11 protein-coding genes and 1 pseudogene are annotated in these 14,479 nt (G+C 55.6%); 6 read left to right on the plus strand and 6 right to left on the minus strand.

Going from position 1 to position 14,479, the window contains the following annotated elements; genetic code table 11:
- Positions 1-249: 249 nt before the first annotated feature.
- Positions 250-1,140 carry a UTP--glucose-1-phosphate uridylyltransferase GalF gene (gene galF, locus MC50_RS26245; RefSeq protein ID WP_032686773.1) on the minus strand — a complete coding sequence of 297 codons (891 nt, stop codon included), beginning with the start codon at positions 1,138-1,140 and terminating at the stop codon, positions 250-252.
- A gap of 171 nt (positions 1,141-1,311) precedes the next feature.
- Positions 1,312-1,611 (minus strand): hypothetical protein, encoded by a 300-nt coding sequence (locus tag MC50_RS28615; protein WP_127913552.1) that lies wholly within the window; start codon positions 1,609-1,611, stop codon positions 1,312-1,314.
- 440 nt (positions 1,612-2,051) lie between these two features.
- Here MC50_RS28615 and MC50_RS26250 point away from each other — a divergent pair, with 440 nt between their 5' ends.
- Positions 2,052-3,638: a TerC family protein gene (locus tag MC50_RS26250; protein WP_047665688.1), complete on the plus strand. Its 1,587-nt coding sequence runs from the start codon at positions 2,052-2,054 to the stop codon at positions 3,636-3,638.
- Positions 3,639-4,264: 626 nt separating this feature from the next.
- Here MC50_RS26250 and asmA read toward each other — a convergent pair.
- From asmA to alkA, 4 genes are all read right to left on the minus strand, one after another.
- Positions 4,265-6,112 carry an outer membrane assembly protein AsmA gene (gene asmA, locus MC50_RS26255; protein WP_047665354.1) on the minus strand — a complete coding sequence of 616 codons (1,848 nt, stop codon included), beginning with the start codon at positions 6,110-6,112 and terminating at the stop codon, positions 4,265-4,267.
- Between the two features lie 27 nt (positions 6,113-6,139).
- Positions 6,140-6,721 carry a dCTP deaminase gene (gene dcd, locus MC50_RS26260; RefSeq protein WP_004864592.1) on the minus strand — a complete coding sequence of 194 codons (582 nt, stop codon included), beginning with the start codon at positions 6,719-6,721 and terminating at the stop codon, positions 6,140-6,142.
- A gap of 90 nt (positions 6,722-6,811) precedes the next feature.
- Positions 6,812-7,453 (minus strand): uridine kinase, encoded by a 642-nt coding sequence (udk, locus tag MC50_RS26265; protein WP_004864593.1) that lies wholly within the window; start codon positions 7,451-7,453, stop codon positions 6,812-6,814.
- Between the two features lie 229 nt (positions 7,454-7,682).
- Complete coding sequence (alkA, locus tag MC50_RS26270; protein ID WP_047665356.1) at positions 7,683-8,531, minus strand: DNA-3-methyladenine glycosylase 2; 849 nt, start codon at positions 8,529-8,531, stop codon at positions 7,683-7,685.
- Between the two features lie 137 nt (positions 8,532-8,668).
- Here alkA and yegD point away from each other — a divergent pair, with 137 nt between their 5' ends.
- The 5 genes and pseudogenes from yegD to MC50_RS26290 all read left to right on the plus strand — a co-directional run bounded on the left by yegD (position 8,669) and on the right by MC50_RS26290 (position 14,475).
- A complete protein-coding gene (gene yegD / locus MC50_RS26275) occupies positions 8,669-10,021 on the plus strand; it encodes a molecular chaperone (RefSeq protein ID WP_047665690.1) in 1,353 nt (450 codons plus the stop codon).
- Between the two features lie 549 nt (positions 10,022-10,570).
- Positions 10,571-12,460, plus strand: a complete 1,890-nt coding sequence (locus MC50_RS26280; RefSeq protein WP_047665692.1) for a sensor histidine kinase — start codon at positions 10,571-10,573, stop codon at positions 12,458-12,460.
- Positions 12,457-13,152, plus strand: a pseudogene (locus tag MC50_RS26285) (response regulator transcription factor). Before MC50_RS26280 ends, MC50_RS26285 begins: the two are co-directional and overlap by 4 nt.
- Before the next feature lie 416 nt (positions 13,153-13,568).
- A complete protein-coding gene (locus MC50_RS28620) occupies positions 13,569-13,706 on the plus strand; it encodes a small membrane protein (protein ID WP_004864603.1) in 138 nt (45 codons plus the stop codon).
- Between the two features lie 151 nt (positions 13,707-13,857).
- A complete protein-coding gene (locus MC50_RS26290; protein WP_047665358.1) occupies positions 13,858-14,475 on the plus strand; it encodes a helix-turn-helix transcriptional regulator in 618 nt (205 codons plus the stop codon).
- Positions 14,476-14,479: the final 4 nt, after the last annotated feature.

Genomic DNA, 14,479 nt, shown 5'->3' on the forward strand with positions numbered 1-14,479 from the left:
TACTCCGACCATTGCATCACAGGAGGGCCAGCACAACAACCAGATGTCTCTGAAGTCGCTTTTTGTTTACACATTAAGTGTGTTTCAGCAAATCAGCATAACCATCTGATTTATATTGATTAATATTTGTCTAAAATATGCTGTTTTAATCAGCAGGGTTATCTACAGAAGCATGCAACATCGCGGTCTTATGCCACATACTTCTGTAAACCCTACATTTTCACACTTCTGAAATCCGGCGTAGCCTATTTACGCGAGTAACTTCTTAATGCTCTCGCGGAATTTCGTGCCTTCTTTATGGTTACGCAGCCCGTAGTTTACGAAGGCCTGCATATAGCCCATTTTTTTCCCGCAGTCGTAGCTTTCGCCGGTCATTAACATGGCGTCAACGGGCTGCTTCTTCGCCAGTTCAGCGATCGCATCGGTCAGCTGAATACGGCCCCATGCGCCGGGTTGAGTGCGCTCCAGCTCAGCCCACACATCGGCGGAAAGAACATAGCGCCCTACCGCCATCAGATCGGAATCCAGCGTCTGCGGCTCGTCAGGCTTCTCGATAAACTCAACGATTCTGCCAATCTGCCCTTCCACATTCAGCGGGTCTTTGGTCTGGATCACCGAATACTCCGACAGGTCGCCGTCCATTCTCTTGGCCAGCACCTGACTACGCCCTGTTTCGTTAAAGCGGGCCACCATGGCTGCCAGGTTATAGCGCAGCGGGTCAGCGCTGGCATCATCCAGAACGATGTCCGGCAGCACCACAACAAACGGGTTATCACCGACGATCGGGCGCGCGCAGAGAATGGAGTGTCCCAGTCCCAGCGGCTGCGCCTGGCGTACGTTCATGATGGTCACGCCCGGCGGGCAGATTGCCTGTACCTCAGCCAGCAGCTGACGTTTGACACGCTGCTCAAGCAGCGCTTCCAGTTCATAGGAGGTATCGAAATGGTTTTCCACGGCATTCTTAGACGAGTGGGTAACCAGTACAATCTCCTTGATGCCTGCAGCCACAATCTCGTCGACGATATACTGAACCATTGGCTTATCAACGATTGGCAGCATCTCCTTCGGAATCGCCTTGGTGGCCGGCAACATATGCATCCCCAATCCGGCTACCGGAATAACTGCTTTCAAACTTGCCATTCTCATATCCACCCATATAGTGATAAATCTTCGATACCCACCTGATTACAGGTTCTCCTGGTATCAATCTGTGATATTACCGTTTTGCTCTCAGTCCGACTTCCAGCAAAATTCCGAAACTACATGTTTCATCAGAGAATACACGCAAAGTATTAGGTCCGACAGAGCGGTTTAAGAAAATTCTGATGACGCAGATGCCATATAGCGCCCTGCCTCAGGATTTTCTTCTGTTCTCGTACCACCAGCAGGACTTATCGCTGCATCCCCGGTAGAGAATACTGTAGAGGATACACCTGGATAATTCGCAAAACGTAGGGAAAAAGAGGATTTATTCTTATGAACACCGGTCCATAATTCATAAAAATAATCTGCAGGCGCTATTTTCAATAGAAAATAGCGCAGAAAGCTCACCGCTGCGCTCATCATGCCCTCCCTCGCCTCTTGCCCGCTATCCATGTCATCCATCGGCACTGACTTTTACACCTGATTAAAAGCTACTGATATCGTCTGATTAAACAAGATATTTTGCAAGCCACGACATTCAGTAGTATCAAAAACTGGATCGCTACGATTAAGTAATTGAATTGGGCGTTTACCCCCGGCGTCTGAATCCGTCTGATTTTCATACCGCTATGCGACCAGAGAGAGCAATAACCGGCATTATTGATCCAGTACACTTTTTGCAAGTTTATATTCAGTCGTCCACAGTCATGCCTTTTATTAATAAGCTTATTTGCATAAAAAATAAGCTCGCGCGTCTATAATTCATGCAGTCTAATATTGCGATCCGCAGCATTTCTCCCGCAGCTGTACCCGCCCGACGTCATAAGACGAGAATATATTGCAATTTATCTGTCGCTTATCCATGATCGTCGGATGGCACTCTCAGGTAGTATAGGTTTTAACTAATGATGGAATGGATTGCCGACCCCTCAATTTGGGCCGGTCTCATAACGCTGGTGGTTATAGAGCTGGTCCTCGGTATTGATAACCTTGTTTTTATCGCGATCCTCGCGGAAAAGCTCCCTGCGACTCAGCGTGACCGCGCGCGGGTGATTGGCCTGCTGCTGGCGATGCTGATGCGTCTGCTGCTGCTCGCTTCGATATCCTGGCTGGTCACCCTGACCACACCGCTGTTCACCTACCACGACCTCAGCTTTAGCGCGCGAGATTTGATTATGTTATCTGGTGGGTTATTCCTGCTGTTTAAAGCCACCGTTGAGCTGAATGAACGGCTGGAGGGCAAAGACAGCGATAATCCGGTTCAGCGCAAGGGCGCGAGGTTCTGGGGGGTGGTCGCTCAGATTGTGGTACTGGATGCCATTTTCTCCCTCGATTCGGTGATCACCGCCGTAGGCATGGTCGACCATCTGGCGGTGATGATGGCGGCGGTGGTTATTGCCATGAGTTTGATGCTGCTCGCCAGCAAAGCGCTGACGCGGTTTGTCAACAGCCACCCGACTATCGTTATTCTCTGTCTGAGTTTCCTGCTGATGATTGGTTTCAGCCTGATTGCCGAAGGGTTTGGGTTCCCCATCCCGAAAGGTTATCTGTATGCGGCCATCGGCTTCTCCGTCATCATTGAGTCGCTGAACCAGCTGGCGTTGTTCAACCGCCGTCGCTTCCTCTCCGCCAATCTCACGCTACGCCAGCGCACGACCGAAGCGGTGATGAATTTACTCAGTGGGCATAAAGAACATGCCGAGCTCAGTAGCGATACGGCCGCGCTGATCGACAGCCAGGCCGATAACCCGCTGTTCAACCCCCAGGAACGCCGGATGATTGGGCGGGTGCTTAATCTCAACCAGCGCACCGTCAGCAGTATTATGACCTCGCGCCATGATATCGAGCATATAGACCTTAGCGCACCGGAGGAGGAAATCCGCGCCTTGCTGGAGAAAAACCAGCACACCCGGCTGGTCGTCACCGGCGGAAATGATGATGAAGATTTGCTCGGCGTGGTTCACGTCATCGACCTGTTACAGCAATCGCTGCGCCATGAACCGCTCGACCTGCGCGTCCTGCTTCGTCAGCCACTGGTGTTCCCTGAGACGTTGCCTCTGCTGCCGGCACTGGAGCAGTTCCGCCACGCCAGGACCCATTTCGCCTTTGTGGTGGACGAGTTTGGTTCCGTTGAGGGGGTGGTGACCCTGAGCGATGTCATGGAAACCATCGCCGGCAATTTACCCAACGAGGCTGAAGAGATTGATGCCCGCCACGATATCGCGAAAAATCCTGACGGCAGCTGGACCGCCAATGGGCATATGCCGCTGGAAGATTTAGTGCAGTACATTCACCTGCCGCTCGATGATAAGCGCGAGTATCACACGATTGCCGGTCTGTTGATGGAAAATCTGCAGCATGTCCCTGAAGCGGGTGAAGAGGTGAAAATCGGCGACTACATCGTACGCACGCTGCAGGTCGAGAGTCACCGGGTACAGAAAGTGCAGATTATCCCGCCGCCGCCGCGGGAAGATGAGCTGAGCTACGAAGTGTAATCCCCGCAGCCGGCAGATACTCCCCGGTGGCGCTGCGCTTACCGGGGCTACAGGGAGAGTCCGCTCGGGTAGCCCGGATAAGGCGTTTGCGCCACTATCCGGGAAAACCACCGTGATAACCTTTCAACCTGCATCTGTCTGCTTCCCCGGTGGCGCTGCGCTTACCGGGGCTACAGGGAGAGTGCGATCAGGTGGCCCGGATAAGACGTTCGCGCCGCCATCCGGGAAAACCACCGTGATAACCTTTAAACCTGTCTCTGTCTGCTTCCCCGCTGGCGCTGCGCTTACCGGGGCTACAGGGAGAGTGCGATCAGGTCGCCCGGATAAGACGTTCGCGCCGCCATCCGGGAAAACCATGGTGGTAACCTTTCAACCTACATCTGTCTGCTTCCCCGCTGGCGCTGCGCTTACCGGGGCTACAGAGAGAGTCCACTCGGGTAGCCCGGATAAGGCGTTTGCGCCACTATCCGGGAAAACCACCGTGATAACCTTTCAACCTGCATCTGTCTGCTTCCCCGGTGGCGCTACGCTTACCGGGGCTACAGGGAGAGTACACTCAGGTCGCCCGGATAAGGCGTTTGCGCCGCCATCCGGGTCGGTAAAGTCGCTCCGCCGGTCAATCCCGGTTAGTGTTTCTCAAGCAGCTTCTTCACTTCTTTCCCGTCCTGGGTGTTTTTATTGCGCTCAATCCAGTCATTAAGCCGCTGTTTAGCTTCATCCTGCAGCTGTTTACGCAGCACCTGGTCGACCTGCAGGCTATAGCTCAGCGCCTGCCATTTTCCGTAGATACGCAGCGGAATCGCGGTCTGTTTGAGCTTGTCGATAAGCTTGCTTTCGCCTTTCCAGCCGCCCAGCACACGCACGTTAAAGCGCATATCGCACTCTTCTTTCAATAAATTCAGGTCGCCCTGCCCGGTCAGCGCCATCATCTCTGATTGCCCCTGCAGGCTTTGCAACGTGACCTGTCCCTGCGCCAGCTGCAGCTCGCTGCTCATGGAGTCGAGGCGGGTCGCGTTGTCGTAATTTTCCTGCGCCTGCACATTGGTGCTGCGCTCAACGGCCTGCTGCACGAGCTGCTGGAAGTTAAGCCCTTCGGTGCGGGTATTCGCCATCTGTATCTGCGCATCTCCTTGCCAGCGACGACGGAAATCGTCGGCATCAATTTTTTCACCGGAGAAATCCCCGGTTAACGAGAGCTTACCGGTCAGATTGAGCGAATAGTTAAATGCTTTCAGGATGGTGGCAATCTCAACGTTATCCAGTTTGGGCTGGAAGGAGGCTTGCGATGTCTCTCCCCGCGCGTCAAGGGTGCCGGGCAACGATATCAGGCCGCCATCCAGTTCGCCCTGAAGCTGGTTGATGGTCAGCAGTCCGAGCTGGTTACTGATGTCGCTTTTCACCTGAGTAAAGGTCATCCCACGCCACTGAAGCTGGTCGGCCGTTAGCGCCATATGGGCGGTAAATCCGCGCAGGCTGTTGTAATCTTCCTGAATATCGCTGTCGGCAATCACCGGGCGCAGCTGCCTCGGCTGGCTTTGTCCCTGCTGGCTGGCGCCAGAATCCGTTGCCGGCGAACCGTGCGTCAGCAGAGTGTCGAGGTCAAGAGTCGTGGCATGAAGATTGAGGTTCCAGTCGGCCCGGTCACCTAAAATCACGCTGGCGCTGCCGGCAATCGTGCTGCCGTTCGCCGTCAGATTGAGGTTATCAAAGCTCAGCTTTTTCTCGTCCTCCTGCCAGTTCGCCTGCATACTGCCCTGCCCGCTCACGCCGTCAGCCGGCAGCTCGGCGCCGCGCAGCTGCCAGTCGAACCGGGAGATGTCAGCCTTCAGAGAGTGTGGATAGTCACCACCCTGAACCTCGGCGGTGAAAGAGAGCGCCAGATCGCGCTGGTCGCGGTTGATTCGCCCGGCAAAGTCGAGCGTCGCGTGATGATGTTCATCTTGATCCATCTGCAGGCGAATATCGCGCACGGTCACCTGTTCGCCATCTTCATGCTGGAAAAAGAGGACGCTGTCCACCACCTGCAGCTGCCGCACGTCGTAGGACCAGCCGCTGTCTTCCGCCACCAGCGGCAGCGAATTGTCGTGAGGAACCACCGGCGCATCCTGGCCGCGTACGGCTTCGGTCTTCGGCGTCAGCTGAATGACCGCTCCCTTGAGCATCACCTGTTTGACCTGCAGCTGATGAGAAATCAGCGGCATAAGGGCGACATCAAGACGCATATTGTCCGCGCGCACCACCGGTTCAGCAGCCCCCGGTGCCGTCAGCGTCATGCGGCCGGAAAGAATACTCAGCTGCGGCCAGACGTGCCAGCGCAGCGGGCCATCGAGTTCGAGCTGATAACCGCTACGTTCCGCCACCTTATGCACCATATAGGCGCGAAAATCGTTGGGATTGACCAGCAATACCAACGCGGTCAGCCCGGCGACAACCACCGCCAGCAAGATCATCAGCGTCGTCAGAATTCGTCTCATGGCACCCTCAGTACACCGCTTACGTTATCAATCCTTGTCGATTCGACTCGCCACCGCGCCCTGCTGGTCGCGATATTTGGCGTCTTCACGGCGGTTATAGGGCCGTGCCGCAGGGCCTGACAGCGGTTCAAAGCTCAGTGCGCCGATCGGCATCCCCGGACGCAGCGCCAGCGGCAGCTTGCCGGAGTTGAAGAACTCGAGCACGATGCAGCCAGACCAGCCGGGATCGATACGGTGAGCGGTGACGTGCACCATCAGCCCCAGACGCGCCAGAGAGGAGCGTCCGTCCAGCCAGCCGACCAGATCGGCCGGTAGCGTCACCGACTCATAGGTCACCGCCAGCGCCAGCTCTCCCGGATGCAGATAGAAGGCTTCGCCTTCCGGCAGCACGATCTCTTCGCTCATCACCCGATCCAGCGCCGCGGTCACTTCTGCTTTTGGCCCGCTCAGATCGATAAAGGGCGCCGTGTGGCCGCGAAACGTGCGGAATTTATTCCCCAGCCGAACGTCGACGGTCGCGCCGTTAATACGTTCAATGGGCGGGCGCGGGCTGATAGATAGCCGCCCCTCATCCAACCAGGCTTCTATATCTCGGTCGCACAGACGCATGAGCTCTCTCCTTTATGGCATCGCGCCCCTACACCTTCCGGGGCTAAGGGCAATTTGGGTTCTCTTTGCACGTTACACAATTCGTCTGTGTTATTCAAAGAACTGACTGATTTTTGCCTTCAGAATATCAATCGCGATGCGGTTTTTACCGCCGCGCGGCACAATAATGTCGGCATACTGCTTGGAAGGGTCAATAAACTGCAGGAACATCGGACGAACCGTTTTCTGATATTGCGCCATCACTGAGTCCATCGAGCGCCCGCGTTCATTCACATCGCGCTTGATGCGGCGCATCAGGCAGATATCCAGCGGCGTATCAACGAAGATAGAGAAGCTCAGCTCATTGCGCAGGCGAACATCCGTCAGCAATAAAATTCCTTCGAGGATGATCACTTTTTTCGGTTCGATGTGGATCGTTTCCGGCATACGCGTATGTTCAACGTAGCTGTAAACCGGTAATTCAATCGGCTGGCCGCTTTTCAACATCTGCAAATGTTGAAACAGTAAACTGTGATCCATCGAGCTGGGATGGTCATAGTTCGTTTTAACACGCTCTTCCATCGACAAATGACTTTGATCTTTGTAGTAGCTGTCTTCCGGAATAACGCCAATATGTTCATCACCAACCTGTTCGCGCAATTCGCGATACAGCGTGCTGGCGATAAGACTTTTTCCCGAAGCCGATGCGCCGGCGATACCTATAATGACGCACTGATGAGACGTATCAGTCATAACTTTTTTGCGACCTGATTAACCTGGATGTATATACACATAACCCTTCGAGCTGCCGCCGCGTGACTCGGCTTGCAGCCTCGCCCCTGTGGGGTTTGTTCAAAACGCTAACGAGTTTTGAGGCGCATCTCGAATAATTTCATGTATTGGAAGGGTGACGTTTGACCGTCAAACGCGGCAATTATAGGGATTTCAGCGCGTCGATACCAGTGATATGCACCCTGCATGGCTATTCCTCCGTCGGCGCCCATCCTTCGCTATACCAGATATGCAATAACGCATAGGAACGCCACGGCTGCCAGCGGCTGGCGTAACGGGCAATACGCGCCGGGGTCATGCCGCTAAACCGCTGCTTAATCAGGTAATCATCCGGCAGAAAAATGTCCTTCGCCTGCCAGCCGCGTAGGGCAAAATAGCTGGCGGTCCAGCGGCCGATACCGGGCAGCGTTTGCAGCTGTTTCATCCCGGCCTCAATGTCGTCCGGCGCCGTCAGCGGCAGCTGACCGTCAATCACTGCCTGCGCCAGATGGATCAGGGCCTCGGCGCGCCGCAGCGACATCCCCAGAGCTTTAAGCGCTAATGGATCCGCTCGCGCCAGGGTTTGTGGTTCAGGAAAGAGCCGGTATTCCGGCGCCTCCGTCAACGGTTCCCCGTAAGCCGCCGCCACTTTTGCCGTCAGCTTCGCCGCCATCGCCACGCTGACCAGCTGCCCCAGCACCGCGCGTACCCCTTGTTCAAAGGCATCAAGCGATCCCGGTAGCCGCAGCCCAGGACGCGCGCTGGCCAGCGTGCCCAGCGTCTGGGCCACCCGATGCGGGTCGCAGGCTAAATCAAACAAGCGCGCAACCCGATCGTGGCACGCATCGGCCACCGGCAGCAGGCCGGCAGATAAGGTCACGCGTAATCCCTGCGTCGCCATATCAGGCTCAACCGCGATCAGGCCACGATGGCCCGCCAGGGAAAAGCTGCGGGTGTAACGCCCCTCGCTGAACGTTTCAATACCCGCCACCGCACGGGCGCGTAGAAAACCGAATATCCATTGCGGGTCGTAGGGGGGGTGCCAGGGTAACAGCGTCATCATTTCTCCTTCTTTAATTGCCTCAATGATAGACGCTCCACGTCCGACATACCTTGCTTTTAAATTCCAGTTGTCGCCGTGGCGGCAATCCGCTAAAGTCGCCCCCCTTCTTCACTGGCATGGGGATTTTTCAGGTCATGTTTATTGGTTTTGACTACGGAACCGCCAACTGTTCGGTTGCCGTAATGCGCGATAATCTTCCGCAATTGTTAACGCTGGAAAACGGCAGCAAGCTGCTGCCGTCAATGCTGTCGGCGCCAACCCGCGAAGCGGTCAGCGAATGGCTCTATCGCCATCATGACGTGCCGACCAACGGCGCTGAAAACCAGGCGCTGCTGCGTCGCGCCATCAACTATAACCGCGATGAAGACATCGATGTCCTCGGCAACAGCGTCCAGTTTGGTCTGGCCTCGCTGCATCAATATGTCGACGATCCGGAAGAAGTGTACTTCGTTAAATCTCCGAAATCGTTCCTCGGCGCCAGCGGCCTGAAGCCGCAGCAGGTTGCGCTGTTTGAAGATCTGGTGTGCGCCATGATGCTGCATATTAAACAGCAGGCGCAGACGCAGCTTCCGGAAACCATTGATCAGGCGGTAATTGGCCGGCCGATCAACTTCCAGGGTCTGGGTGGCGATGACGCCAATGCCCAGGCGCAGGGGATCCTCGAGCGCGCGGCGAAGCGCGCCGGTTTCCGTGACGTCGTTTTCCAGTTTGAACCGGTTGCCGCCGGGCTGGATTTCGAAGCGACGCTCAACGAAGAAAAACGGGTGCTGGTCGTCGATATCGGCGGCGGCACCACCGACTGTTCGCTGCTGCTGATGGGGCCGCAGTGGCGGCAGAAAGCCGATCGCCAGCAAAGTTTACTCGGCCACAGCGGCTGCCGCGTCGGCGGGAACGATCTCGACATCGCTCTGGCCTTTAAATGCCTGATGCCGCTGCTGGGGATGGGTGGCGAAACTGAAAAAGGGATCGCCTTACCGGTACTGCCGTGGTGGAACGCCGTCGCGATCAACGATGTGCCGGCGCAAACCGATTTCTACAGCAGCGCCAACGGTCGCTTGCTCAATGATTTACTGCGTGATGCCCGCGACGCCGATAAAGTCGCGCTGCTGCTGAAAGTCTGGCGCCAGCGTCTGAGCTATCGCCTGGTACGCAGTGCGGAGGAGAGTAAAATCGCCCTCTCCGCGCAGGAGCAGGTGACCGCCGGACTACCGTTTATCGGCAATGAACTGGCCACGGCTATCAGCCAACAGGGGCTGGAAGCCGCGTTGAATCAGCCGCTGACGCGTATTATGGAACAGGTTCAGCTGGCGCTCGACAACAGCCGCGAAACGCCGGATGTGATCTACCTGACCGGGGGGAGCGCCCGCTCACCGCTGATTAAGAAAGCGCTGGCAGCCCACCTGCCGGGTATACCGATCGCCGGCGGAGATGATTTTGGCTCCGTTACCGCCGGTCTGGCCCGCTGGGCGCAGGTCGTTTTCGCTTAACGTTCACGGGGCAGCCCTGCCCCGTTTTCTCCTGCGGCTCCCCCTCCCGGAACGCCACTGCCCAAAATCGCGTCATGGCATAAATCAGCTTCCCTGGAATGGACTCTCGCCAGGCGAACATGCACTCCCCCGGTTTTATCATCGTCCTGATTTCCCCGGCAGTAGCGTTTTATATCGCCACATGGCCAAAGCGACATCATGTTACGCCGTTTTGAGCTCGTCATGCCGGATACCATCACGACGCATGCCTTGTCTGACGGGGCGTAGAGGACAGGTCTGGCCAGTATGACCTGTTACAAATAACGCTGGTACAATCTCCCCGCCCCCTGCAGAATGCTGTGCCGTCTGAAACTTCGCATTTATTTCCCGACATCCGGGGGGACCGCCTGTGCATGTCGCAGACATGATTGATTATTCCTGTCACCATTATTCATCCATGCCGCAGGGGGAGATTTGAATCATCTACGCGCCGTTCCTGGCTTCGCCGCTTCGCTCGCCTGGAGCTACAGAGTGCTCTTTTGGATCGGCTTTGGCATTGCGACCAGCCTGATGTTTTCTCCCCCCGCCACGGCGCAAAGTCGTCAGGTTGGCATTGATATTCCCGTGCAGTGGGTTGCCGACATTGACGGTTCGATGACGCTGGAGACATTTCTCGCCCTGCCGGAGAGTGCGCTCACTACGGGGCAGCGCATCCCGTCATTTGGCTACTCAGCAAAAACGTACTGGTTTAAGAGCCACCTGCCGGCGGCCGATTTTGACGGTGAACCTCGCTGGCTGCAGCTCGGCCCCTCCTTTATCGATCACCTCAGCGTTTTCTACCGTCCTGCCGGCAGCAATCTCCCGTGGACGCATAAAGAGTTTGGCGACCATGCCTCGACCCGCGATAGCGACCTGGACTACCGCGAAAGCGTACTGATTTTAGCGCCGCCCCCTGACGACGCGGGATACGATATGGTCTTTCGCCTGCGCAGCAGCAGTACCCTGATCCTGCTGGCGACGCTCTCTTCCCCCCAGGAGTTTGTCCGCACTGCAACCCGGGATACCGCATTCTGGAGCTTTTATTTTGGCCTGGCGGCGATTGCCAGCGGAATTGCCCTGTGGCTTGCCTTATTGTTACGTCGCCGCCTGCTGTGGGGAATTTGCCTGTTTTCCCTCAACTATCCGCTGGTGGCGGCGCTACACGGCTACCCGGAGTGGTTTTTTGGCGATGCCGCTCTCCCCGTGCAGGATGCGATGATCAGCTACCTGTCATTGCTCAGCTACGCCACGGCGCTGTGGTTGCATAGCGAGGTTTTTGATCTTAAAACCAATATGCCGCGCTTGCACCGGCTGCTGCTCGTTGCTATTGGCGTCAATATTGTGCTTCTCGCCAGCGTTCCCCTCGGCTTTTACGGGCAGGCCATGCAGATCGAGGCGGCGATGTTCTTTATTGCCGCTCCGATTCTGCTGATCACCTCATGGCTGCTCTGGCGACGCAAAGCCATTGATTTGAATACGCTGCTGTTAGGACTGCTTCCGCCGGTCTACGTGGCCTCCGCCGCGCTGGTGCTGCTCTCCATTCACGGGGTGATCCCTTTTCATAACACCATCTATTCCGCCTGGCAGTACGCGCTGATTGTTCATATTGTCACCGTCCTCATCATTGCGGTCCGGCGAGTACGGGCCGAAAATCGCAGGCTGGTGCAAAAACAACAGCTGACGCGAGAACTGCAGATCGAACGCGAAGCAAGCTTTCATCAACGTCAGTTTATGGGGATGGTGGCGCACGAATTCAGAACGCCGCTCTCGGTTATTCAGGCCGCGCTGGAGAACCTGCGCTTATGCTCTCCGGATCCGGCGCAACGGCCGCGCCTGGACCGCATGCAGCGCGCCACCACACGTCTGGTCCAGTTAACCGATAACTGTCTGGCCGATGCCCGGCTCTCATCCAGCGCGCTGCATGTCGATAAACAAAATGCCGACCTGCTAGCGATCATTCGCATGGCGGCAACAGTGGTTGAACTCTCGTCAAATCATTATCTGACGATCACGCTGGCCGGGCACAGCGTCGACGCCACGACCCGCTCGCCTCCACTCTTTGCCGATAGCGCACTGCTGTGCATTGCGCTGGCCAACCTCCTGGACAATGCGGTGAAGTACACGCCGTCCGGCGAGATTGCAATTGCGATTCGCCCAAAGGCAAACTGCTGCGAGATTGGGATTCGTGACCAGGGGCCCGGTATTGCCGCTGATCATATCGACCAGATCTTTGAGCGTTACCGGCGCGGCGCAGTCCGCACCGCGACGCCCGCCGGCACCGGTCTTGGGCTGTATGTCGCCCGGCAAATCATACAAGCTCACGGCGGTGAGCTTTGGCTGGCAATCAACGGTCCGACGGGATGCGAATTTGCGCTCACGCTGCCCCAGGATGACCTACCACAGCAGAAGGGTAAACCATGACATTACGCGTGGCCATCATTGAAGATAGCGCCGATCTCCTCGATGAACTGCTGGCCTTCCTGCGCTTTCGCGGCTTCGACGCATGGGGGGTGCACAGCGCGGAAGCCTTCTGGCGGCAGCTGCATCGCGACCCGGTGGATATTGTACTGGTTGATATTGGCTTACCTGGCGAAGACGGCTTCAGCGTTCTGGATTATCTGCATGAGATTGGCTAATACGGGCTGATTGTGATGACGGCCAGGGGGCATGAGCAGGATAAACTGCAGGCGTTCAATCTTGGCGCAGATTTCTATCTCATCAAGCCGGTCAATTTTTCCGTGCTGGCGGAGACCATCCATGCGCTGGGCGCCCGGCTGATGCAGCAAAACCCCCGCTCCCCGGCCGCGCCCCCCGTAGCCGAGAAATTAGCCTCTTCATCCTGGATTCTGCAGCCGGAAAGTCTGGTGGCGCCGTCCGGTACCGCGCTGCCGCTGACGCAGCAGGAGCACCGGCTGATGGCGCGCTTAATGCGCAATCCAAGTGAAGTCTGTCGCAAAGTGGATCTGCACGCGCATCTTTTCCCCGATGAAGTTGAGGCGGAGCTACACCGCATTGACGTCGTGATCAGCCGACTGCGCAACAAAGCGCGGCTGCACGGCATGACGTTGCCCATCCGGGCAATTTTTGGCAAAGGCCTGGCGTTTATTCCCTGAGGTTTCTCATCGCCGCCGTGCAAGCGACCTGATGCGCTCTCCACCCGTTTTATTATCCATAAGTTATTCATTTATCTGTTGTTGTTAATTTTTCTTATTTTTTGAGAGAAATGAGAGAAATGAGACTGACAGAGAATTAAGAATTTTCTTACATTGACCTCATGCCGCAAATGTCGTGACCGAAATCAGCCATGCTGCGGGAGGGGAACGCGCCCCCCTTTCGCTCTAGCCAACCTGCGGACAGACCGGGTTTCACTCTGCCAGGGTTGCGTTCAAGGCGGCGACGTTACGCGAATATTCTATGCGGCAGACGCCGCGACGGTAGCAGCTTCACGCTGAATAACAGAATAATAATATTCGCATGCGCACTGTTGCGTATTTATCACAGCATAAAACTCAGTTAAGGATTATTCATTATGGCCTTACAAACGTGGCTGGCCTTATTGCTATGCCTGTTTTTCTTCGCGGTCTCCGTTTACAGCCTTATTTCTTATATAAAAGACAGGAGAAAAGAGCGTATTCCCTTTGCAGACAGAAAAATGCGCAGAAAATAATCCTGGCAGGCTCCTGTTACTGCCATCGTAGTTATGAAAGGTCATTCTTCCGTTCATAAATACGATATTCCCGAGACACGGCAATTGCCGTAAACGCCCGTAAGGTTGCTCGCAGCCTGGCATGATGTCAGTGCCGCAGGATAGTCACGTCATGAGAAAAATAAGTATCGCGATTATCAGCCGCAACACCTTCCTGAGGGCGTCGCTAATGGCAATTATCCACGATCTCACCCGGGTCAGCGACGCCCTGACGATTGAGTTCAGCGGCCACTCAAGCGAGTTGTCCGCTCAGGACATCATCATCGCTGAGATTCTCCCGGGTGAGATTCATCTCTGTAACACCAGTATTAAAAACCGTAAGAAAAACAGTTCGGTGATCATTTTGCATCGCTATGATGAGCTGCCGGAAAAGACGCGGATCGTCAACTGTCTGAAAGATGTCACCTTCGTTCCCGTCAGAACGGTCAATGTTGACAGCCTGCGCGAGATTATTGGCCGGGCGCTATCGAAGAGTGAACAGCCGGAGTCAAAACGGGCGCTCGACTCAGCATCCATATGCGCCAACTGCCCGCACAAAAGCCTGTCGCCTTCGCAGGTCGTCGTTGCCCATGGCCTGATGAATGGCTTTGATATTGGTAAAATTTCTGCACTTCATCAGCTCAGCCCGAAGACCGTGATTTATCATAAAAATCAGATCATGGAAAAATACGGACTGAATAATCATTATGACTTCTTTCAGTTCATTAGCGTGTTAAAAGAACGCGGATAAGATC

The sequence above is a fragment of the Klebsiella planticola genome (assembly GCF_000783935.2).
Classification (GTDB): domain Bacteria; phylum Pseudomonadota; class Gammaproteobacteria; order Enterobacterales; family Enterobacteriaceae; genus Klebsiella; species Klebsiella planticola.